This window comes from Caulobacter sp. FWC2 (assembly GCF_002742625.1).
Taxonomy (GTDB): domain Bacteria; phylum Pseudomonadota; class Alphaproteobacteria; order Caulobacterales; family Caulobacteraceae; genus Caulobacter.
Map to the genome: position 1 here is coordinate 3,065,350 of NZ_PEBF01000001.1, position 22,039 is coordinate 3,087,388.

Annotated in this window: 24 protein-coding genes; 4 read left to right on the plus strand and 20 right to left on the minus strand. The window is 66.5% G+C overall.

Features of this window, described 5'->3' with window-relative positions; all coding sequences use genetic code 11:
- Positions 1-364: 364 nt before the first annotated feature.
- From CSW62_RS14725 to CSW62_RS14735, 3 genes are all read right to left on the minus strand, one after another.
- Positions 365-1,504 (minus strand): acyl-CoA dehydrogenase family protein, encoded by a 1,140-nt coding sequence (locus CSW62_RS14725; protein ID WP_099579006.1) that lies wholly within the window; start codon positions 1,502-1,504, stop codon positions 365-367.
- Positions 1,505-1,633: 129 nt separating this feature from the next.
- The gene (locus CSW62_RS14730; protein ID WP_099579008.1) at positions 1,634-2,848 is read right to left on the minus strand and encodes an acyl-CoA dehydrogenase family protein; all 1,215 of its coding nucleotides are present in this window, start codon (positions 2,846-2,848) and stop codon (positions 1,634-1,636) included.
- A 150-nt stretch (positions 2,849-2,998) separates the two neighbouring features.
- Entirely contained in the window at positions 2,999-3,880 is an 882-nt protein-coding gene (locus CSW62_RS14735) for a nicotinate-nucleotide--dimethylbenzimidazole phosphoribosyltransferase (RefSeq protein WP_099579010.1), read from the minus strand.
- Between the two features lie 87 nt (positions 3,881-3,967).
- Here CSW62_RS14735 and CSW62_RS14740 point away from each other — a divergent pair, with 87 nt between their 5' ends.
- A complete protein-coding gene (locus CSW62_RS14740; RefSeq protein ID WP_369827477.1) occupies positions 3,968-4,210 on the plus strand; it encodes a DUF1289 domain-containing protein in 243 nt (80 codons plus the stop codon).
- Between the two features lie 9 nt (positions 4,211-4,219).
- Here CSW62_RS14740 and CSW62_RS14745 read toward each other — a convergent pair whose 3' ends face one another.
- On the minus strand, positions 4,220-4,552 hold the full coding sequence (locus CSW62_RS14745) for a hypothetical protein (protein ID WP_099579012.1): 333 nt from the start codon (positions 4,550-4,552) through the stop codon (positions 4,220-4,222).
- 287 nt (positions 4,553-4,839) lie between these two features.
- Between CSW62_RS14745 and CSW62_RS14750 the strand changes: the two genes are divergently transcribed.
- Positions 4,840-5,349, plus strand: coding sequence for a TIGR02281 family clan AA aspartic protease (locus CSW62_RS14750; RefSeq protein WP_099579014.1), 510 nt, complete (start codon positions 4,840-4,842; stop codon positions 5,347-5,349).
- Here CSW62_RS14750 and dusA read toward each other — a convergent pair whose 3' ends face one another.
- A complete protein-coding gene (gene dusA / locus CSW62_RS14755; RefSeq protein WP_099579016.1) occupies positions 5,350-6,363 on the minus strand; it encodes a tRNA dihydrouridine(20/20a) synthase DusA in 1,014 nt (337 codons plus the stop codon). It lies immediately after the preceding gene.
- Positions 6,364-6,479: 116 nt separating this feature from the next.
- Here dusA and CSW62_RS14760 point away from each other — a divergent pair, with 116 nt between their 5' ends.
- A complete protein-coding gene (locus CSW62_RS14760) occupies positions 6,480-7,559 on the plus strand; it encodes a site-specific integrase (RefSeq protein WP_099579018.1) in 1,080 nt (359 codons plus the stop codon).
- On the opposite strand, the gene CSW62_RS14765 is transcribed toward CSW62_RS14760, so the two are convergent.
- The 15 genes from CSW62_RS14765 to CSW62_RS14835 form a co-directional block, all read right to left on the minus strand.
- Complete coding sequence (locus CSW62_RS14765) at positions 7,556-7,933, minus strand: hypothetical protein (RefSeq protein WP_143324405.1); 378 nt, start codon at positions 7,931-7,933, stop codon at positions 7,556-7,558. The two genes, CSW62_RS14760 and CSW62_RS14765, sit on opposite strands and share 4 nt — an antisense overlap.
- 105 nt (positions 7,934-8,038) lie before the next feature.
- A complete protein-coding gene (locus CSW62_RS14770) occupies positions 8,039-8,269 on the minus strand; it encodes an AlpA family transcriptional regulator (RefSeq protein WP_099579022.1) in 231 nt (76 codons plus the stop codon).
- A 90-nt stretch (positions 8,270-8,359) separates the two neighbouring features.
- Entirely contained in the window at positions 8,360-8,749 is a 390-nt protein-coding gene (locus tag CSW62_RS14775; protein ID WP_233206693.1) for a DUF736 family protein, read from the minus strand.
- A gap of 2 nt (positions 8,750-8,751) precedes the next feature.
- A complete protein-coding gene (locus CSW62_RS14780; protein ID WP_099579024.1) occupies positions 8,752-8,973 on the minus strand; it encodes a DUF2274 domain-containing protein in 222 nt (73 codons plus the stop codon).
- A 13-nt stretch (positions 8,974-8,986) separates the two neighbouring features.
- Positions 8,987-10,192 carry a TrbI/VirB10 family protein gene (locus tag CSW62_RS14785; protein WP_099579026.1) on the minus strand — a complete coding sequence of 402 codons (1,206 nt, stop codon included), beginning with the start codon at positions 10,190-10,192 and terminating at the stop codon, positions 8,987-8,989.
- Positions 10,189-11,172, minus strand: a complete 984-nt coding sequence (trbG, locus tag CSW62_RS14790; protein WP_099579028.1) for a P-type conjugative transfer protein TrbG — start codon at positions 11,170-11,172, stop codon at positions 10,189-10,191. Before trbG ends, CSW62_RS14785 begins: the two co-directional genes overlap by 4 nt.
- The gene (gene trbF / locus CSW62_RS14795) at positions 11,169-11,960 is read right to left on the minus strand and encodes a conjugal transfer protein TrbF (RefSeq protein ID WP_099579030.1); all 792 of its coding nucleotides are present in this window, start codon (positions 11,958-11,960) and stop codon (positions 11,169-11,171) included. The genes trbG and trbF overlap by 4 nt, the downstream gene beginning before the upstream one ends.
- Positions 11,961-11,963: 3 nt before the next feature.
- The gene (gene trbL, locus CSW62_RS14800) at positions 11,964-13,331 is read right to left on the minus strand and encodes a P-type conjugative transfer protein TrbL (RefSeq protein ID WP_099579032.1); all 1,368 of its coding nucleotides are present in this window, start codon (positions 13,329-13,331) and stop codon (positions 11,964-11,966) included.
- Between the two features lie 35 nt (positions 13,332-13,366).
- Positions 13,367-14,095: a P-type conjugative transfer protein TrbJ gene (trbJ, locus tag CSW62_RS14805; protein WP_099579034.1), complete on the minus strand. Its 729-nt coding sequence runs from the start codon at positions 14,093-14,095 to the stop codon at positions 13,367-13,369.
- Positions 14,092-16,533 (minus strand): conjugal transfer protein TrbE, encoded by a 2,442-nt coding sequence (trbE, locus tag CSW62_RS14810; RefSeq protein ID WP_099579036.1) that lies wholly within the window; start codon positions 16,531-16,533, stop codon positions 14,092-14,094. Before trbE ends, trbJ begins: the two co-directional genes overlap by 4 nt.
- On the minus strand, positions 16,527-16,811 hold the full coding sequence (locus tag CSW62_RS14815) for a VirB3 family type IV secretion system protein (protein ID WP_099579038.1): 285 nt from the start codon (positions 16,809-16,811) through the stop codon (positions 16,527-16,529). Before CSW62_RS14815 ends, trbE begins: the two co-directional genes overlap by 7 nt.
- On the minus strand, positions 16,808-17,149 hold the full coding sequence (locus CSW62_RS14820) for a TrbC/VirB2 family protein (RefSeq protein WP_099579040.1): 342 nt from the start codon (positions 17,147-17,149) through the stop codon (positions 16,808-16,810). Before CSW62_RS14820 ends, CSW62_RS14815 begins: the two co-directional genes overlap by 4 nt.
- Positions 17,149-18,150, minus strand: coding sequence for a P-type conjugative transfer ATPase TrbB (trbB, locus tag CSW62_RS14825; RefSeq protein WP_099579042.1), 1,002 nt, complete (start codon positions 18,148-18,150; stop codon positions 17,149-17,151). Before trbB ends, CSW62_RS14820 begins: the two co-directional genes overlap by 1 nt.
- Positions 18,147-18,557, minus strand: coding sequence for a CopG family transcriptional regulator (locus tag CSW62_RS14830; RefSeq protein WP_099579043.1), 411 nt, complete (start codon positions 18,555-18,557; stop codon positions 18,147-18,149). Before CSW62_RS14830 ends, trbB begins: the two co-directional genes overlap by 4 nt.
- 11 nt (positions 18,558-18,568) lie before the next feature.
- Entirely contained in the window at positions 18,569-20,608 is a 2,040-nt protein-coding gene (locus CSW62_RS14835; protein ID WP_099579045.1) for a conjugal transfer protein TraG, read from the minus strand.
- A gap of 232 nt (positions 20,609-20,840) precedes the next feature.
- On the opposite strand from CSW62_RS14835, the gene dinB reads away from it, so the two are divergent.
- On the plus strand, positions 20,841-21,962 hold the full coding sequence (gene dinB / locus CSW62_RS14840) for a DNA polymerase IV (RefSeq protein WP_099579047.1): 1,122 nt from the start codon (positions 20,841-20,843) through the stop codon (positions 21,960-21,962).
- Positions 21,963-22,039 lie beyond the last annotated feature (77 nt).

The following is a 22,039-nucleotide window of genomic DNA, read 5'->3' on the forward strand; positions in this document are numbered from 1 at the left end:
ATTAGCCGTTAGGACCAGGAGACGCGCGCGGCTTACAGGGGCTCTCACCCTCCTAGTCGTCAGCGCGTCGACGACAAAGATGGCCCCTACAGCAGCGTTCGCAAGCGATTTTTATCCGTATAAGGATCATATCAGCGTGCGGACAAAGCATTTTTTGATATCCCAAATTTAATCCCGATACAGATGGTTATTGACCATTTCCTTGCGCACAAAGCCTTTGCGGACAAGGGTTAGCGCTGCTGGTCGATTCTCCGGAATGCGACGCGGGGAACAGATCGGCGCATAAAAAAATCGCCCGCGTCGGCGTGACGCAGGCGATTTTCGTGAGTTTAGTCGATCGTCCGTGGGCGTCGCCGCCCGGGGCTTACGCTGCGGCGTCGAACGACAGGAATTCGTAGCGCTTCAAGTGGTGATCGACCGAGCCGAACAGGCCCTCGATCAGGCTGGCGCGCTTGAAATAGTGGCCGATGGCCAGTTCGTCGGTCATGCCCATGCCGCCGTGGATCTGGATAGCGTTCTGGCCCACGAACTTGCAGGCGCGGCCGATGCGGACCTTCATGGCCGACACGGCCTTGGCTCGCTCCTCGGCGCTCTCGTCGACCTTGATGGTGGCCATGTAGATCATCGACACCGATTGCTCGACCTCGATGAACATGTCGACCATCCGGTGCTGCAGCACCTGGAAGTTGGCGATCGACGTGCCGAACTGCTTGCGTTGCTTGGCGTAGTCCAGCGTGCCCTCGTGCAGCTTGCGCAGCACGCCCACGGCCTCGGCGCCGACGGCGGCGGTGGCCTCGTCGATCACCTGGTTGACCAGACCCAGGCCGTCCTCGGAGATCAGGGCGTCGGCCGGGACCGAGACGTTCTCGAAATAGACTTCCGAGGCGCGGTTGCCGTCGACCGTCGGATAGTCGCGCGTCACGACCCCCGGCAGGCTCTTGTCGATCAGGAACACCCCGACGCCGCCGGCGTCGCGCTGGGCGCCGCCGGTGCGAGCCGTGACGATCAGGTGCGAGGCGAACGGCGCGCCGACCACCACGGCCTTGTGACCGTTCAGGACCCAGCCTGAGCCGTCCTTCTTGGCCGTCGTCTTCAGGTCCTGCCAGGTGTAGCGGCCCTGCGGCTCGGCATAGGCGAAGGCGATGGTGGTGGTCCCGCCGACGATGCCCTCGATCACCGAGGCGGCGCCCGCGTAGCCCGAGTGCTTCATGAAGCCGCCGCCGATCACCACCGAGCCGAGATAGGGCTCGATGACCAGCGCCTTACCGAACTCTTCCATGATGATCATGTTGTCGATCGCGCCGCCGCCCAGGCCGCCCAGCTCTTCGCTGAACGAGGCCCCCAGGATGCCCAGCTCCTCGGCGAAGGCCTTCCAGTAGTCGGCGCGCCAGCCGCTCTCGGAGGCGACGATCTTGCGGCGGGTCTCGAAGTCGTACTTGTCCTGCAGGAAGCTCGCGACCGTGTCGCGGACCATCGACTGCTCTTCGGTGAAGTTGAAATCCATCCCTGGGTTTCCGTTCTTTTTGATTGTCATCCCGGCCGCAGCTTATCGGAGAGCCGGGACCGTCAAAGTCACTGAATTGGGTGGTCCCGGATGAGCCGCGCCGCGGCCCTCCGGGATGACAGCCTTGCGCTAGAGCCCCAGCACCATCTTGGCGATGATGTTGCGCTGGATCTCGTTGGAGCCGCCGTAGATCGACGTCTTGCGGACGTTGAAATAGGTCGGCGCGGCGCGGTGGGCGAAGTCGGGGCCGATCGGATGGGCGTTGTCGCCGTCCTTCGGGAAGCCGCGGAAGTAAGGCGCGCCGTAGTGGCCGGCCGCTTCCAGCACCAGCTCGGTGATCCGTTGCTGGATCTCGGTGCCCTTGATCTTCAGGACGCTCGACTCCGGCCCCGGGCCCTTGCCGGCCGCCTCACCCGCCAGGGTGCGCAGCTCGGTATATTCCAGGGCCGTCAGGTCGATCTCCAGCTCGGCGACCTTGCGCTTGAACATCGGATCCTTGATCAGCGCGTCGCCGTCGTCCGACAGCTCGACCGCGGCGATCTGGCGGATGCGCTCGATGCCGCGCTTGGAACGGGCGACGCCGGCGATGCCGCTACGCTCGTGGGCCAGCAGGAACTTGGCGCAGGTCCAGCCCTTGTTCTCGTCGAAGATGCGGTTCTCGACCGGCACCTTGACGTTCTCGAGCCAGACTTCGTTGACCTCGTGCTCACCGCCCAGGGTGATGATCGGACGGACCGTGACGCCCGGCGACTTCATGTCGATCAGCAGGAACGAGATGCCTTCCTGGATCTTGGCGGTCGGGTCGGTGCGGACCAGGCAGAAGATCCAGTCGCCGTGCTGGGCCAGGGTGGTCCAGGTCTTCTGGCCGTTGACCAGGTAGTATTCCTTGCCGTCGTCGCCGGTGAAGCGCTCGGCCTTGGTCTTCAGGCTAGCCAGGTCGGACCCGGCGCCCGGCTCGCTGTAGCCCTGCGACCACCAGATGTCGCCCGACAGGGTCGGCGGCAGGAAGCGTTCCTTCTGTTCGGGCGTGCCGAACGTGTAGATCACCGGGCCGACCATGTTGATGCCGAACGGCAGGATCGGCACGCAGTCGGCGCGGGCGGTCTCTTCCGACCAGATGTAGCGCTGCACCGAGGTCCAGCCCGGACCGCCGTACTTCTCCGGCCAGGCCGGGGCGACCCAGCCCTTCTTGGCGAGGGTGCGATGCCAGGAGAGGAAGTCCTCCTTGGCCATCTCCTCGCCTTCTTCCTGCTTGTCGCGCAGGCCCGCCGGGTAGTTCTCGGCGATAAAGGCGCGCACCTCGTCGCGGAAGGCGAGGTCCTCGGGCGAGAAGTCCAGATTCATGGCGGGCTCCCGTTCAATCGGCCCCTCTGCGGGAGGCCGTTATTGCGTTTCAGGCGCCACGATAGATGTCGAACGAACGTTTGGAAAGATGACGTTAGCGTCAACGGAAGCGAATGTTATCCTCGTTCACCTAAGTCGCCGGAATTGCGGCTAGCGGACCTCGCAGGCCAGCTTGACGAGGGCCAGGGCCGAGGCACCGCCGACCCCTTCCTCGTCCAGCGTATCGAGCGCCAGAAGCGGACGCTTGTCGAGGACTTCGAGCAGCCGGGCGTGGCCCTTGGCCGGGCTGACATGGGCGGCCAGACAGTGATCGATCGCGCCAGGCTCTACCGCGCGGACAATGGCGGCGGCGGCGCAGGCGGCATAGCCATCCAGCAGCACTGGCACCTTCTGCACGCGGGCGGCCAGGATCGCGCCGACCACGGCGGCGGTCTCGCGGCCGCCCAACTGTCGCAGGATCTCCAGCGGATCCTCGCCCATGCCCTCGTCCTTGGCGCGCGAGACGGCGGCGGCGACCGGTTCCGGATCGTCGGACCAGTCCGAGGCCTCGCCGCCGAACAGCGCCAGACAGACGGCGGCGGCCGTGCGGGCGGCCCCGGCGACGATGACGCCGGGGATCAACAGGTCGGGCTGCTTGGCCAGGGCCTCCATGCCGAAGGCCATGGTGGCGGCGGCCTCCTTCTCGCTCATCGAGGCCTGGCCGATGAAATCCGGCGACGGGCGGTCGATGGCCAGATCGAAGGCTTCCAGGCCCGCGCCCTGCACGCCCGCCAGGCGCGAGACGGTGGCCCCGCCCGAGGCGATGGCCTCCAGGCGGTCGCGGGCGTAGCCGCGCGCTCCGACACCCTGGCGCGCGCCGGCATAGAGCGCCACGACCGGGCGATTGACGGCCGGCGGGCTCTTGCCACTCCAGGCGGTCAGCCAGCCGGAGATCTCGGCCAGGCGCCCGCCCTGCTCCAGCGTCGGAGACGGGCCCGGCGCGGGCGGCGAGACGGCGAGCTGGCGGATGTCGGCGAAGGGAGAAGCGGTCATGGTCGCGGACTTAAACCCGTCCACGGCCAAAGCAACCCCCGAGGGGCACGCTTGCGCGCCGCCGCCAGAGCGGAGATGCTGAAAAGAATGAGCACCGACGCCCCGATAGGTACGCCAGCCCGGCCGCCCCGCCCGATCGTCACGCCCTGCGTCAAGGTCTGCGCGGTCGACGGGACCAGCGGCTATTGCCTAGGATGCCGCCGGACCCTGCCGGAAATCGCCGGCTGGGCGCGGCTCTCAGACGAGGAAAGGGCGGCCATCATGGCCGCCCTCCCCGATCGTCCGGATCCAATGATCGCCCTGATGGCGGCGACCGCGGCCCGCTCCTAGCAGCAGACCTCAGCGCGAAGCCTGGGTGGCGCCGAGGAACGGCGCGCAGACCTGATCACGTTCGGCGATCAGCTTCAGCTTGGCGTTGCCGTCGGCCGAGTCGGCCTTCTTGCGGGTGTTGTTCATCTTGGTGACGGCGTCGATGCGGACCGAAGCCTTGCGGTCGGCCGACTCCGTACGCAGGAAAGCGTCGACGGCCGAGGTGTCCAGCTTGCCCAGGTTTTCCGAGGCGGCCAGAGCGCTGCAGCGCGAGGCTTCGACGAACTGCTTGTCGGTGGCGCCGGCGTGAGCAACGCCCGCGATGGAGCCCGCGGCGACGAGCGCGATAAGGACGGCTTTCATGGCGATAATCCCTCTATTGCCATTTGTTCTGTGGCCTACAGAGATAACGCCGAGCGAAAGCTTTCCGAAGTTAATTCCAGGACATGAAAAGCATTACACAGACGTAATGAAGAATATTAAATCGATGTAATATGAACAATGCTCAGCAAAGGAATATACTTGTTACCTTATTAGTAACCATGGCGCGAAAATCGCTTTGCCGATTCACGCCTTGAAAACGCCTGCCCGCTAATGATTAGGCATCGGCCGCAGAAGCGGTCTCAAAGCCGATACGGCAGGGTGTCTTTATGTTGAGGTTCGCGGCGATCGCACTCGTGGGGGCCCTGTCAGCGGTGGGCGCGGCCAAGGCCGTCGTCTCCCTCGACGATCTGCGCCATCCGGAGCTGCGCGCGCCCTCGGCCGCGGCGGCCACGCTCGGCGGCGCCGAAGGCGGAGCGGCCCAACTGACCAAGGACCGCGACGGCCACTTCTGGGCTCAAGGCAATGTCGACGGCAAGGCCGTTCGTTTCCTGGTCGACACCGGCGCCACCGCCGTCTCGCTCAGCATGGCCGACGCCCAGCGTCTGGGCATCGACACCAGCAAGCTGAACTACGACTACAACGTCATCACCGCCGACGGCCGCACCCGCGCCGCCTCGGTCAAGCTGGCCACGGTCGCCATCGCCGGCGCCAAGGTCCGCGACGTCGACGCCCTTGTCATCGAGAAGGGCCTTGAGAACTCGCTGCTGGGCATGAGCTATCTGGGCCGGCTGTCGCGCTTCGAAGCGACGCCGACCTCGCTGATCCTGCACCCGTAGCTAGGCGGGGAGTTCCGCCCGCTCCTCGCGCGCCGCCAAGGCCGCGCGCACGGCGTCCAGCGCCCTATCCACCACATCCAGACCCGCGCCAGCCTTGACGCCCTCGACCGTCAGGATGCGCCGCCACGCCCGCGCGCCCGGCAGGCCGTGGAACAGGCCCAGCATGTGCCGGCTCATCGCCGCCAGATGTGTTCCGGCCGCCAGCTCACGCGCAAGATACGGCTTGTAGCGTTCGACCGCTTCGAAACTGTCGACATCGGCGACATCCATGCCGAACACCCGCCGGTCGACCTCGCCCAGCAGGCCGGCCTCGTGATAGGCCGCGCGGCCCAGCATCACCCCGTCGACGCCGTTGGCCAGATGCTCCAGCGCCGCGTCGAGGGTGGGCACGCCGCCATTGATGGCGATGGTCAGGTTCGGACGCTCGCGCTTGAGCCGATAGACCAGGTCGTAGTCCAGCGGCGGGATGTCCCTGTTCTCCTTAGGCGACAGACCCTTCAGCCAGGCCTTGCGGGCGTGGACGATAAAGCTCTCGATCCCCACCGTCGCGCTGCGATCAACCAGGGTGAACAGCGCCTCTTCCGGGTCCTGGTCGTCGACGCCGATCCGGCACTTGACCGTCGCCGGAACCTTCACCGCGTCCTTGATGGCGGCCATGCACTCGGCCACGAGGTCAGGCTCGCGCATCAGGCACGCCCCGAACCGGCCGCTCTGCACGCGGTCGGACGGGCAGCCGACGTTAAGATTGACCTCGTCATAGCCGTAGTCCTCGGCGATCCGCGCCGCCTGCGCCAGCTCGGCGGGATCCGACCCACCCAGCTGCACCGCCACCGGATGCTGCTCGGGATCATAGCCCAGCAGCTTCTCGCGATCGCCGTGCACGACGGCCCCGCTGGTCACCATCTCGGTATAGAGCAGAGCCCGGCTCGACAGGACCCGATGCAGCGACCGGCAGTGCCGATCCGTCCAGTCCATCATGGGCGCAATAGAAAATCTATGTGCTTGAAATTGCATAATTTTTATCGCATATTCAACAAGTTAGATCGTTCTGAAAACCGCCAGGGATACGCTAGCCTACGCAGTTTTTCTCTACGATACGACGCCTCACTGTTCACTTGGCGTACACGAAAATGGCCACCTTTGTGAATCTGCCCTCGGGATCCTGGCGAGCCATAATCCGTCGGAAGGGTCGGTATATAAGCGAGACGTTCAAATTTCGCGATGACGCGAGGCGATGGGCCACGGCTCAGGAGAGCGCCATCGACAAAGGCGCGGCGCCGAAAAAGACGCACATCGCCAACAAGACGACTTTCGCGCACCTCATCGACCTGCACCTGGCTGATCTCAGAGAGGTTGGAAAGCCGATCGGGCGCACAAAGCTGGAAACCCTTCTCCTTCTCCGCCGCGCGATTGGGCAGCGGAAGTTCGGCGAGTTCGATCGCAAGTTCATCATCGACTTCGGCCGCGAGCGTGCGCGTGGCGGCGCTGGCCCCGTTACCGTCAGTATGTACATCGGCGCCATCAAGCTCGTGCTTGTTCATGCATCCGCCGTCCACGAGATCGAGACCAAGCTCGAGCCGATCGAAATGGGTCGCCAGGCGCTCAAGCATCTGGGCCTTGTCGGCAAAAGCCAGGAGCGCGACCGCCGCCCCACCGAAGACGAACTGACGCGGCTCTTCGAAAGCTTCGACGAAAACCCCTGGCAGCAAAACCCGATGAGCCGGATCATCAAGTTCGCCATCGCTACCGCCATGCGCCAGGACGAGATCTGCCGGATCACCTGGAGCGACTACGACGCGCGGGCCAAGACGGTGCTCATCCGGGACCGCAAGGATCCGCGAGACAAATACGGCAACAACCAGAATATCCCGCTGATCGGTCTCAGCGGATATGATCCGATCGCTCTGATCGAGGAACAACGCGCTTTCCGCAGCAACTTTGACGACCGGATTTTCCCGTACAATGGCAAGTCGGTCAGCGCCGCGTTCACGCGCACCACCAGCAAGTTGGAGATCGAGGATCTCGTCTTCCATGACATGCGCCACGAGGGCACCAGCCGGTTCTTCGAAGCCGGCCTCGAGATCGAACAGGTCGCTCTGATTACCGGCCACAAGGACTGGAAGATGCTGCGGCGCTACACCCACATCAAGGCCTCGTCAGTGCACAAGGCGGCGGCGCGCCTGAAGCGCGACGAGGACCTGGACGACTAGCGTACGGACTTTGGGCGAGGCCGGTTTCGATCCCCCTCGTCCGCCGCCTCAAGAAGCATGCGCGCGAAATCGCGTAGCGCGTCGGGCGAGGCGGTCAGGTTTACGAGTTTGCGATGCTTGCGATCCTTGCCCGCCGCCTGGGTGGTCAGTTCGGCAATGAGCTCGACTTGGCCCAGGCGAACGGGCCGCGCCGTCAAAAACAAAGCGCGCTTTCCCTGCCGGTTATCTTCCGCCTCGATTGAGACGGCGCCTGCGCCAGGCCAAGGCTCGTCGTCCGGTAGCCCCAGCCCCCAAGTCTTGTGCTCGGAGCGCGCCTGGGTCTGTTGCACCTGCTCGATGGCCCAGGCGTCAAGATGTGGATCGCGGTCAACCATCCCCGGAGCGTATCGCATCTGGCCGAGCGTGACATAGGCGCGATTTCTTGGACTCTCATAGGCGACCGGTGTCGACGCGACTCCAGAGGCCGGCGCTTCGGCCCCCTAGCTGTGACGGGCCCCAGCGTTTCCGTCGGGATCATGCGTCGTGTGTCGCGCGCCTTGCTCGGCCCAGGCGACCAGATCAGCTTGTCGATACACCACTCGCCCGCCGATCTTGCGATAGGCCGGACCGGCACCGAAGGTTCGATATTTCTCAAGCGTGCGGGGTGACAGGCCAATCAGGTGCGCAGCTTCGCGCGTGTCGACGTAACGGGCAAATTCTGTATCCGGCATGATCCACCTCTGGGGTCAGGGATTTGGAAGCGGTCCAAGGCCTCGCCTTGAGCCGCGATCACGTGAAGAAGGTCGCGCTAGCAACTGATTTCAGGTTTGAATTTCCTCATGGACCTTGGACGGGGCGACATCCGTCTCTGGATCTGACGGACTTTGCACCTTGGGTTTGGGCGGCCGCGTCCAAACCAGTTGGGCGCTCAGCCCCTCGGCGTCGAGGAAAAGCGTCGCCCAAATCGGGGCGGCGAGACACGGGTCATCCAGGCTCACGCGGTAGTAGGTTCTAGGCGCGTCGCCTCTGGACCGATGCTCCCAGGCGTCACCCAAATGCGCTGATCCGGTCATGACCCGAAAAGCCGGCGCATTGGGATGGCTGCGATTGTCGTTGGGCTCCAGACGCACCTTGGCGTTGGCGTAAAGCGTTCGGATGTCACCTTCCCAACCGCCTGTCCTGCTAGGTCTGAACTCGCCGATGACCGCCATCTTCAGGCCCTCGCCTTGGCTTCGGACTTGCGGCTGGTCGCGACAGTGCGATCACTGTCGAGAAAGAGCTCAAGCATAGCCGGGATGAGATCGGTCACACTGGCGGCCTCGCCATATGTGGCCTTGTAGGCTTCCGCATAGGCGGCGAGCCGCCCATTCAGGTCCGGCAACACACTGATGGTCAGTCGCACCGGATTACGATCTGGAAGTTTCGCGAGCTTCATGGCCTCGCCTCCCTCAAGCGCGCCAGGGGCGCAGGATTAGGTCCTTGTGGACGATGACGCGCAGAGGCCACCCTGGCCGAACTCGGAGGGTTGGCTGAACGTCGAGTTGTTTGGACACGACCTGCTGGCCCGCCTGAGAGGCGCTCTGCTGGGTCGACTGGCGGATGGCGCGGACCAGGTCGGTTTCGTCGTCGCCAAAGCTGATTTCCGTACCCACGCCCAGGAGGGTCGATAGCCCCACCCCCTTGAGCAGCTGCCAGGTGTGAAAATCGACCTTGTCGGCTAGGCCCGCATATCCGGCCGCGTCGGTGGCCGGCAGGTTGTCCAGTTGGATCGAGTACCCATCCGGCAGGATCAGGCGCTGCCAGATCAGCAGAGCCCGGGTCTGGCCGAACGCCACGACGCTATCGTAGACGCCGATCAACCGCGCACCCTGTGGGATCAACAGATACGCGCCCGTGGCCGTGTCGTAGACCGGCTCGGTGACCTGGGCGATGACTTGGCCCGGAAGGTCGGAGTCAAGGCCGGTGACCAAGCTCGCGGCGATGATGCTGCCGGCCATGAGCTGATAGGGCGAGCGAGGACCTTCCAACTGGTGGGCGTTGTAGACCTGAGCTGGGCCGGCCTTCTCAATGAAGGCTTGCTTGGCCTGCTGCGCTCCGCCGGGGGATGAGGCCGCTGTGATGGGCGTCGTGACGTCGGCGCCGACCGGAGCGCTCGCCGTCTCTCCTGCCCCCCTCGCGGCGGCTTGCACCATAACGCCAGCCTCCCGCGCCTGATGGGCCTGGGCCGCAAGACGCTGACGTTCTGCTTCGGCCGCTTGGTCGGCGGGTGTCGAAGCCGAACTGACCGGCGCCGCGACCTCGAAGCGATCACGGCGCTGCTGGTCGACCACGGCGCGCCCCAGATCGCCCGGCAAGGGCGGGCCGAGCTTCGGCGCCGTATAATCCTTCGGCAAGGCGGCGACGGCGTCGCGCGACGAGCCCCGATCCTCAACGGCTGGATCCTCGGCGGATCGACTGAGGTGAACAGCCTTGTCGCTCAGCGCCATCCAGCCAAAGCCTGCGAGGGCCAGGGCGCTCACCGCGGCCGTTCCGATTACCAAGCCCCGGCGGAACTTCACCACCGATCGGGGCTTGGCCCGCAGGGTCAGGGTCTCCGGCGGCGCCTTTCGGCTCTCTGGCGCCGCGGTCACATCCTCGTCGTCCGGCGCACTCATGACTTGGCTCCCGGGATGGGCGCATCGGTGCGGCTGATGCGAACGACCTGCTGGGGAGCCTGGCCCAACCGCAGCTCGGCGGCGGCGAACAGCCGATCGACGATGTAGCGGTTGCCGCGAACCCGATAGTTGACGAGCTGGCTCTCGCCCAAAGGGCCGACGACGAAAAGCGGCGGCGCTTCGCCCTGGTCGAGCCTGGCGGGGAACTCGATATAGACCTTCTGGCCGTCGTCGAAGACCCGGACCGGCCGCCAGGGCGGGGCGTCGCCGGTGATGGCGTAGCGGAACCGAAGCTGCTCGACCGCGACATTGTCAGCAGCCGGCGCGGCGGCTTCAGCGGCAGCGTTCTGCCGCTTTAGCGCCAGAAGCCGGTCCTGCGGGTAGCTCCAGGACACCGCGGCCATCGCGGTGGCGTCGGTGCTGCTCAGTGCGAGGTGATAGGTTCGGCGATCGGTCGTAATCACCATGTTCGTGGCCAGACCCGAGGCGAAAGGCTTCACGAGCAGGTGGACCTGCCGCGTTTCCCCTGCCCCGCTGGTGGTGTCGCCGATGACCCAACGGACGGTGTCACCCGCCGAGACAGCGACGAGTTGCTCGCCTGGCTGCAGGGCCACATCGCTTACCCGTTCAGGCGCGGTATAGAGCCGGTAGAGCGCTCCGTCGGCCCAGGGATAGACCTGCACCGCGTTGATATAGCCCGCCGTCGTCGGCTCCTGGGTCGCGGCGCGATTGGCCGCGTCGATCCGGCCGCGCGGCGAAGCCGCGTCGGAGCGCACCGTGGGAGGGGGCAGCAACTGGCCCGGCAAGGGCAACGGTTTGGGGATCTCGACAATCTCCACCGCCCTGGCCGGTTCGGGCGCGACCTTGGCCGGAGCAAACGCCGCCGCGTCATAGGCGATGGCGGGCGGCGGGGCCTTGGGGTGGGCGCAGGCGGTGAGCGCAAAGGCGCACGCCGTCGATAACAAGGTCTTGGCGATCATGGCTGAGGCTCTCCTGAGAATGAAGGAAGCGGCGCCGGCGTGGGCGAGGACGTTGTCGGCGTCAGGCTCGGCGAGGCGGACGGAGTCGTCGCAGCGGCGGAGGCGCTGTCGGCCTCCTGGGCCCAGTCGACGCCATCGACATAGAGTCCGAGCGGGTTGCGCTCGAGCTGGGCCCGGGTTTTGGGCTTCTGACGCTTCAGCGTTAGGATCGCGGTCCAGCGCTCGGTTTTGGACAAGGTGCCGCGCTCGAATGTCTGCTCAGTCCATCGGACCTGAAACGATGTCTTCGTGGCCCGGACGACGCTGGTCGGCTGAACCAAGACGGTCTTCTGGCCAAAGTCCTGAAGCGGCTGCACGCCTCGGGCGTAGGTGTCCAGAAACACTTGGCCGGTCTTGGTGGCGTAGTCATAGGCCTGGTTCCAACGCTCGCGCACGACCACCCCGTCCGAGGACAAGGACCGGACATTGACGATGAACTGGCGAAGGTCGCGGGCGATCTCCGCATCGCTGGGCTGGTAGTCCTGCTCGGCTGGGCCGACGGCCCTGACCTCACCCAGTCGGTCGACCTCGACGACATAGGGAGTGATCTTGCTCTGCGTGGCCTGCAGGAGGTTTCCACCCGCCAGTCCACAGCTGAGGGCGAACATGCCGAAGAAGGCCAGGCGCCAGTTGTAGGCCTGGACGCGGGCCGAGCCGATACGCTCATCCCAAAGCTGGCCGGCCGCCTGGTACGGTGTCTGCGGCGGCGGCGTTAGCCCATAACGTTGCGGCGTGCGCGAAAAGCGCATGGCTCAATCCTCCTGGCTAAGATCAGGGTTGGCGGGGGCGCCTGCTCGATCGCCCTCCTTCAGAGTCTGGACGGCAGCGTGCTGCCCCATGCCAGCCGACCGATTGGCTTTGAGGTCCTGGGCCCATTTCGGTGGGGTCTCGCCGCCTTGCGCCGAGCCACTGGCGCCCGCACCCGCGGGCGAGGCTTGGTCAGGGGCGCCGGAGACCGGGCTCGTGCCGCCCGTGGCCCACCAAGCGGCGGCGCGGCCGCTCTGGGCGTCGCGCTTCAGCGTCTCACCGGCGCGTCCGGCCATGTCGCGCACGCTATTGACCGCCGCGCCTCCAACGGCGCGAGCCACGCCGCCGAGGCCAGAGGCGACGCCCGCCATGCCGGTGGCGCCGGAAGTCGCCTGGCGCAGTTGGTAGGCGGCGCTGGCGCCCGAGCCCATCGAGGCACCGGCGCGCACGGCCGCCAAGCCGCCCGCGCCCGCCATGCCGAGCGCCCGGGCGCCGAGCATGGCCGCGCCGCCGCCCAACATGGCCGCGCCGGCCGCGGTGCCGACGGCCGCGCCCGCACCCAGCTGCGGCGCGCCGGAGACCAGACCCGCGGCGATGCCCGGAATGAAAATCGCCAGACCGGCAAGGGTCAGGGCGCTCAGCAGCAGGGTCATGGCCGCCGACAGGTCCGGATCCGAACCAAGGCTGGACAGGAAGGTGTCGAAGAAGCTCATCCCGAGCCCAGCGATCACCGCCATGACCATCACTTTGACGCCGCTGGAGATGACGTTGCCCAGCACCCGCTCGGCCAGGAAGCTCGACTTATTCCAGAAAGCGAACGGAACGAGCGTGAAACCGCACAGGCAGGTGAGCTTGAACTCCAGCACCGTGACCAGCATCTGGATCGAAGCGATGAAGAAGGCCAGGACGACCAATACCCAGGTCAGCAGCAGGATCACGATTGGCAGGACGTTGGCGAAGAACTCGGGAAAGCCCGTCATCTGACCGGCCTTGTCGAGCAGCGGATGAGCCGCGGTGAAACCGACGGCCGCCAGTTTCCCGGGACGCATGAGGTCGTCGGTCGAGATGCCGCCACCGGTCGCGGTCACACCGAGATCCGCGAACGAGGTGAAGACGATCCCGGTCAGGGATTTGAAGTTGTTGAGGATGAAGGCGAAGGCTCCGACGTAGAGGACCTTCTTGATCAGCCGCCCCAGGACGTTGTCGTCGCCCTCCAACGTCCACCACAGGGCCGCGAGCGTGATATCCAGCGCGATGAGGATCGACGAAAGATGGCGCGTCTTGGGTCCAAGAAGACCAAAGCCGCCGTCGATCAGGGCCGAATAGGCCGCCATCATGCGGTCGATGATGTTGAGGTCGGGCGCGACGTCCACGGCGGCGGCCTTTCAGTTGGAGCTGGAAACGGCCGCTAATGCGGCGTGTAGGCCGAGGCCGAGCCGATGAACTGACGGGTGGCCAGTTGACCCGACTGCAGGACCTGGGCCTGACGGGCTCGCTCCAGGGCGTCGGCGCGGTACTGGGCCGCGATCAAGGTCTGGAGTTGCTGGTCCTGTTTGACCGCGAGCGCCTGGAGCTGGTTGGCGGCCTGCTGAGCCTGCAGTTGGCCACTCGCTCCCTGGCTCTGGCCAACCAATGTGCTGATCAGATCGCCGTCGGCCTGGACATTCTCCACGACCTGGGCCTGAACCTTCAGCGCCTGGCGGTAGCCGTCGAGCGCCAGTTTGGCCTGGGCCTGGGCGTCGAGCAGACGCTGCCCGGTGGTGGCGTCGGCGGCCAAGACCGATGGAAAGACCGAGGCCATGACGCCTTGCGTCGAGGTCAGGGTGAAGGCCATCCCCTGGGCCTGGTCCATCAGGCCATCGATCCGCTTGAGCGCCGTGGTGATCGAGCTGAGCGAGTTGTAGTCGAGCGACTTCAGCTGGCGGGCCATGTTCTGCAACATGGTCGCCTGGTTCTGCAGCGCCTGGATCTGGTTGTTGACCTGCTGGAGCGTCCGCGCGGCCGTCAGCACGTTTTGCACGTAGTTGGCCGGATCATAGACGGTCAGCTGGGCGCTAGCCGTCGGCGTCAGGCCTGCAAGCGGCGCGATGACGAGGCCGACGACGCAGACGGCCGTGGTGAAGGGACGCCGGTTCATGGCGTGATCTCCTCTGAGGGGGTTGGAGCGACGAAGTCAGTGATCAGGGCGCTGGCCCACGGCAGGCCCCTGGCGGCCAGGAAGCCGGCCGCGAAGCCCGCCTCGCCATGCTCAGCCAGGACCTGGTCGATCTGGGCCTGCACCGAAGGGTCGGACGCGCCGCACAGCGCCAGGGCCACGGGCCCGAGACCCAGCTCGAACAAGCGATTGCCGAGGCGTGATTGCAGGTAGTAGTGGCGCTTGGGCGTCGCGCGGGCGATCAGTTCGATCTGACGCTCATTGAGCCCCAGACCCTCGTAGACCTTGCGCGACAACGGCTCGATCGCCCGGTCGTTGGCCAGGAAGATCCGCTGCGGGCAACCATCGATGATCGCCGGCATGATCGGACTGTCGACGATGTCGGCCAGCGACTGGGTGGCGAAGATTACCGCGACGTTGCGCTTGCGCAGCTCCTTGAGCCATTCGCGGATGCGCGCGGCGAACAGGGGCGTGTCCAGGAATTTCCACGCCTCGTCGAGCACCATCAGGGTCGGACGGCCGTCGAACCGCGCCTCCAGGCGATGGAAGAGGTAGGTCAGGACCGGCGCCACGACCGTCGGCGTCTTGATCAGCGTGTCGGTCTCGAAGCACTGGACATCGCTGAGGTCCAAACCGTCCTCGGCCGCGTCCAGCAACCGGCCGAAAGGTCCGTCCAGCGTGTACGGCGCCAGGGCCATCTTCAGGTCGTTCGATTGCAACAGCATCGACAGACCGGTCAGGGTCCGCTCAGCGGGCGGGGCGCTGGCTAGGCTTCCCAAGGCCGACCACAGCGTCTCCTTGATCGCGGGCGTGACGAGCACGTTCTCGTTGGCGATCAGATCGCACAGCCACTCGATCGCCCAAGCCCGTTCGCCCGGTTCGTCGATCTGTCGGAGCGGCTGGAAGGCAAGGCCCGCGTCCGCGGCGAGGCCATGGTGACGTCCGCCCATGGCCAGCACCGCCGCACGCGACGAGAAGCGCTTGTCGAACACGTAGACCTGGGCGCCGGGGTAGCGCCGAAACTGGAATTCCAGCAGCGCCAGAAGCACCGACTTGCCCGCACCTGTCGGGCCGGCGTGCAGTTGGTGGCCGACATCCTCCAGATGCGTCGAATAGCGAAATGGGGTCGAGCCGCTGGTCACGGCGTAGAAGGTCGGCGGCCCCTTGAGATGGGCGTTGCCCGCCTGCCCGGCCCAAACCGACGACAGCGGCATCAGGTGGGCCAGGTTCAGCGTGTGCACCAGGGGCTGGCGGACATTGGCGTAGACCTGGCCTGGCAACGAGCCGAGCCAGGCCTCCACGGCGTTGACCTGCTCGCGCATGGCGGTGAAGCCAAGGCCGCTCAGGATCCGCTCGACCTGGCGCACCTTCTCCTCGGCCGCCTCTCGATCGGCGTCCATCACCGTGATGGTCGTGGTGAGGTAGCCAAAGGCGACCAGGTCGCCGCCCAGCTCCTGCAAGGCCAGATCAGCGTCGGCCAGCTGGTTGTCGGCGTCGCTGTCGGTCAGCGGCACGGGCTCGTTGCTGATCACCTCGCGCAGGATCTGCACGACGGACTTTCGCTTGTTGAACCACTGGCGGCGGATACGGCCCAAGGCCTTGGCCGCGTCGGGCTTGTCCAAGGCGATGAACCGCGTGGTCCAGCGATAGGCGAAGCCCTGGTGGTTCAGGGCGTCGAGCAGGCCGGGCCGCGTGGTGTTGGGGAAACCCAACACCGTCACCGTTCGCAGGTGCTGGTCGCCCAACCGTGGCTCGATCCCGCCGCTAAACGGCGTGTCGACCAACAGGCCGTCCAGATACATCGGTGTCTCGGGAACGGCGACGCGATGGCGTTTGGCCGAGATCGCCGCATGCAGGAAGGTCAGGGTCTCTGCGTCGTCCAGCGGACGGATCAACGGCATGAAGCCCGACAGCAGGTCCAGGATCCTGTCGGTCTGGGCGATGAAGGCCCGCAGCTCCTGGCGCCAATCGCGGCCCTGCCGGCCGGCCTCGCGCTCAATCAAAGCGCGCTCGGCCCGGCTGACCTGATCGGCCGGCGGAAGGTAAAAGAAGGTCAGGTGGCAACGGGTCTCGAAGAGCTCGGCTCTGCGCCCGTCGAAGCCGCCTCGCCGCTCCTCATCCACCAGCCAGGAAGCGGCGTCAGGAAAGTGGCTATTGGGATAGCCCAGCGCCGGCGTGCGATCAGCGTCGAAGAACAACGCCCAGCCGCTGCCCAGACGCTTGAGCGCGTTGTTGGCCCGCGCGCAGACACCGACCAGTTCGGCCTCGGTGGCGCTTTCAAGGTCGGGCCCCCGGAACCGGAAGGTGCGCTGGAAGCCGCCATCCTTGTTGAGCACGACACCGGGGGCGACCAGCGCCGCCCACGGCAGATGATCTGCAAGCCGATCGGCGCTGTCACGGTATTCGCGAAGGTTCAGCATCGCAGCCACCCCTTCTGACGCAGGTGGCGCATCAGGACCGGCGCGAAGTCCGGATCCCGTTTGGCGGCGAACACCGTCAGGCTGTGGCCGATCACCCACACCACCAGGCCCGGGATCCATTGCTGGAGACCAAGGCCCAAGGCCCCCGCCAGGGTGCCGTTGAGGATGGCGATCGACCGCGGCGCGCCGCCCAGCAGGATCGGAGCGGTCAGCGCCCGATGCAGGGGGATCTCGAAACCCGAGATCCCAGCGCCCGAAGAGGTGGCCGGCCCGGTCATGCGATCAGGGCTCCCCCGCCGAAGCTGAAGAACGACAGGAAGAAGCTCGAAGCGGCGAACGCGATGCTGAGCCCGAAGACGATCTGGATCAGCTTACGAAAGCCGCCGCTGGTCTCGCCGAAGGCCAGACCGAGGCCGGTGGTGATGATCACCAGCACGGCAACGATCTTGGCGACGGGCCCTTGGACGGACTCCAGGACCTGCTGGAGCGGCTCTTCCCAAGGCATGCCGGAGCCGGCGGCCTGGGCCTGGGCGCTGATGAGGAGGGTCAGGGTGGTGGTAAAAAGCAGCGGACGCGGATCACGCTGCGCGCAGCAAGCGGCGCGATGAAACATCATCAATCTCCGTCTCTTAGGGCTATGAGCTGAGGCGGGTCGAGGTCGACGACGAGGTAGTCGCCGCCGGAGTCGAGGCCCGTGACCCGGGCGAGGCGCTCGACACGTCGGCCGGTTCCCCGGCCACGTATGAAGACCAGGAGATCGACCGCTTCGGCGATCAGCCGGCGCGGAACGGCGACCACGCTCTCCTGGACGAGTTGCTCCAGCCGGTAGAGGGCTGAGCGGGCGGAGTTGGCGTGGATGGTGGAGAGTCCGCCGGGATGACCGGTGTTCCAGGCCTTGAGGAGGTCGAGCGCCTCGCCGCCGCGCACCTCGCCGACGACGATCCGGTCGGGACGCAGCCGCAGGGTCGAGCGCACCAGATCGCTCATGCTGACCACGCCCGGGCGGGTGCGCAGGGCCACGCAGTCGGGCGCGGCGCACTGCAGCTCGGGCACGTCCTGCAGGATGACGACCCGCTCGTCGTGCCTAGCGACCTCGGCCAGGAGGGCGTTGGCCAAGGTGGTCTTGCCCGCCGAGGTCGCCCCGACGATCAGGATGTTGTCGCGATCGGTGACCGCTTGGCGCAGCAGGTCGGCCTGAACCGGCGCCAGCACGCCGTCGGCGACATAGTCGTCCAGGGTGTGGATGCGGCTGGCTGGCTTGCGGATGGAAAAGCAGGGTCCAGCCGACACCGGCGGGAGCACCCCTTCGAACCGCTCGCCGGTCAGGGCGCCGCCGCGCGGCGGAAGGTCGCCGCTGATGATCGGGGCGCCGGCGTGGACCTCGGCCCGCACATGGCTGGCGACCAGGCGGATGATCCGCTCGACCTCGGTCGGGGCCAGCACCACGCCGGTGTCGACTCGGCCCTCGCCCAAGCGATCCAGCCGCAGGACCCCGTCGGGATTGACCATCACCTCGACGACGGCCGGGTCCGCCAAGGCCGCCTGAATGGCGGGCCCCATGGCCGTACGCAGCATGGTGCGGCGGCGCTCGAAGGTTTCGGGTTGGATGAGGCTCATCGCGCCCCCTCCCCGCCTTCGAGATCTTCTGCGCCGAGGGTCTGGCGGCCGCTGGCCAGCTGGCGGCCAACTTGATCGACGAACCGCTGGAAGCGTTCGCGTCCGATGGCCTGGGCGGCCTTGTCGGCCTCGGGCAGCGGCGCGGTGACGGTCAGCTGGTAGCGGACGAAGAGCGCCAGGCTCTCCAGCAGGATCTTCTGATCGCGTTCGATGCGGCCCAGCTGGCGGCTCATCCGGTCCAGCCGCAGCTTGAACAGGGCGTCCAGTTCGCTGGCGGCGCGGCGGTCGAGATAGGCGCGCAGGGCGTCCGCGACGATCGCCGACTTGGAGGTCCCGGGCTTTCCGCCCAGCCGATCGAGCTGCTCGGTCAGGGCGTCGTCAAGATAGAGGTGATGACGGGGCTTCATGGCGCCGCCCCTCAAAAGGCCGGGAGGAGATCGTCGTCGCCGCGATCGCCCCCCTCGTTCATGGCGTGGGCGCGGGCGATGGGCTGGCCGGCCCGGGCGCGCTCAAGCGCCTGGCGATCGGCGACCACGTCGCCCTCATCATCCGCCAGCCCCAGACCCAACTCGGTCTCATCGGCGGCGGGACGGACGACGACTTCGTCGAACAGGCCCGGATGGCGCTCCTGCTGCAGGCCGCCTTCCGCCCCCGCCTCCAGATCGTCGTCGGCCTCGGTGGCCAGCCCCGCATGGGGACCGCGCACCTGGCCGCCCCAGTCGTCGCCGCGCGTGGGCGGGCAGTCGGGATAAGGCCCATTGGTCAAGGTCGGCGGCGGCGCGACGCGGCCGGTGAAGTTGCGGTCTTCGTAGTAGCGCAGCTTCTTGGCGCGGATCGGCGCCAGGCCCGAAACCAGCACCAGGGCGTCGTCGGGCGGCAGCTGCATCACCTCGCCGGGCGTCAGCAGCGGCCGGGCCGTTTCCTGGCGGCTGACCATGACGTGGCTGAGCCAGGGCGAGAGGCGATGGCCGGCGTAGTTGCGCTGGGCCCTCTGCTCGGTGGCCGTGCCCAGGGCGTCGGAGATGCGCTTGGCGGTGCGCTCGTCGTTGGAGGAAAACGCGATCCGGACGTGGCAATTGTCCAGGATGGCGTTGTTCTCGCCATAGGCCTTGGAGATCTGGTTGAGGGATTGGGCGATTAGGTAGGCGCGGATGCCGTAGCCGGCCATGAACGCCAGGGCCGTCTCGAAGAAGTCCAGCCGCCCCAGGGCCGGGAACTCGTCGAGCATCATCAGGAGTTGATGCTTGCGGCTCTTGCCCGGATCGCCTTCCAGCCGCTCGGTCAGGCGGCGGCCGATCTGGTTGAGCACCAGGCGCACCAGGGGCTTGGTGCGCGAGATGTCGGAGGGTGGGATGACCAGATAGAGGGTGACGGGCGACGGGGCGTCGACCAGGTCGGCGATCCGCCAGTCGCAGGCCGAGGTGGTCAGGGCCACGGTCGGGTCGCGATAGAGCCCCAGGAACGACATGGCGGTCGACAGGACGCCGCTGCGTTCGTTCTCCGACTTGTTGAGGACCTCGCGGGCCGCGCTGGCGACCACGGGGTGAACCTTGGGCGCCTCGGGCGTGCCCAGATGGTTGGTGGCCATCATCCGCCGCAAGGTGTGGGCGAACGAGCGCTGGGGATCGGAGAGGAAGGTGGCGACCCGCGCGAGGGTCTTTTCCTCCTCGGCGTAGAGGACGTGGAGGATGGCGCCGACCAGCAGGCTGTGACTGGTTTTTTCCCAGTGCGATCGACGCTCCAAAGCCCCTTCGGGGTCTACGAGCACATCGGCGATGTTCTGAACGTCGCGGACCTCGTCGGGTCCCTTGCGCACTTCCAGCAGGGGATTGTAACGCGCCGAGCGGGCGTCGGTCGGATTGAACAGCAGGCAGTGGGAGAACCGGGCGCGCCAACCGGCGGTCAGGGTCCAGTTCTCGCCCTTGATGTCGTGGACGACGGCGCTGCCGGTCCAGGACAACAGGCTTGGCACCACCAGGCCCACGCCCTTGCCCGAGCGAGTCGGCGCGAACGCCATGACGTGCTCGGGACCGGCGTGGCGGAGATACTCGTCGCCCAGTCGCCCGAGAAAGACGCCGTCATCCTTGAACAGCCCAGCGGTGGCCGCCTCGGTCCGGGTCGCCCAGCGCGAGGATCCGTAGGTCGTGACCTGCCCGGTCTGGCGGGCGCGCCACAGCGATCCGGCGATGGCGCAGGCGCAACCGAGAAAGCCGCTGGCCCCGGCCAGCATCCCGGCCTTGTCGAAGACCAACGGCGCGTAGGCCTCGTAGTGATACCACCAGTCGAAAAGCTGCCAGGGCCGGTAGAGCGGCTGACCCAGCACCTCAAGCCAGGGCGCGCCCAAACGGTCCTGATAGCCCAGCATGGCCGCGGCCCACTGGGTGGCGGCCCAGACGCCGAGTATCATGATCACGAAGACCGCGAGGATCTGGCCTATGAGGAGCTTGGTGGGCGTCATGCGCCGGGTCCCCGCGCTCGGACCGCGGCATGCGGCGCGAGGCCCTCGGAGACTCTGGCGGAGGCCGAAAATCGCTTACGGCGGCTAGGCCCGTGTCAGGTACGCCTTGGCCGCAGTTCGGGCCGAGGCCCGTGGCCTGTGTCGCTCAAGCCGGCAGCTTTCCCCTCCCGACGGCGTTCAGCCCGAACCTAGAAGTTCCCTTTTCGTTCTTGTCGTGGTAGGGAAACGCGGGATGCAGGACGCGCGCAAGATCATCCATATCGACATGGACGCCTTCTATGCGTCGGTCGAACAGCGTGATGATCCTAGCCTTCGCGGACGTCCGCTCGCGGTCGGCCACGGGGCTCGCCGAGGCGTGGTCGCCGCCGCCAGCTACGAGGCGCGCAAGTTTGGTGTCCGTTCGGCCATGCCTTCGACCACGGCCTTGGCCAAGTGTCCGCAGCTCATCTTCGTGCCGCCACGCTTTGAGGTCTACAAGGCCGTGTCACGACAGATCCATGCGATCTTCGCCGACTACACCGACCTGATCGAACCGCTGTCTCTGGATGAGGCCTATCTCGACGTCACCGCCAATCGTCGGGGCCTGGCGACCGCCACGGACACGGCGCTTGAGATCCGGGCTCGGATCCTTGAAACCACCGGCCTGACGGCCTCGGCCGGGATCTCCTACAACAAGTTCCTGTCCAAGCTCGCATCGGATCAAAGAAAGCCCAACGGCCAGTTCGTGGTCCCGCCCGGCAAGGGCGAGGCCTTCGTCCAGTCCCTGCCGATCGGACGCTTCCACGGCGTGGGCGCGGTCACCGAGGCCAAGATGAAGAGCCTAGACATCCACACCGGCCAGGACCTGCATCGCCAGAGCCTGACCTTCCTGCAGCACCATTTCGGCAAGTCCGGACCGTGGTACTACGCCATCGCCCGGGGCGAGGATCACCGACGGGTCAATCCCGACCGCGTGCGCAAGTCCTCGGGCTCGGAAACCACTTTTGAGCAGGACCAGATCGCGCCCGAACCGATCGAGGCAGGCGTGCTGGCCATGGCCGACGACGTATGGGCTTGGTGTGAGAAGACCGGCGCGCGGGCCCGCACCGTCACCGTGAAGATCAAGTGGGCCGATTTCCAGCAGACGACCCGCAGCCGCTCCCTGCCCTCGCCGATCGCCGACCACCAGACCCTGCGCCGCACGAGCTTGGATCTGATCCGTTCGGTCTACCCGCCGCGCCTGGGCGTTCGCCTGGTCGGCGTGACCTTGTCGAACTTCGACCAGGCCATCGCCCTGAAGGACGAACAGCTGGGCCTGGCGTTGGACAGCGCCTTGGTCGGCGAGCCGGTAGCGCCTGTCGCTGTTCACGCTTAAGGTTCAAACCCATGCCGCCGCGCCGCCGTCCCAACGCGAAGATCTTGACGCCCGCAGGCTGGATTGGTCGCCACGAT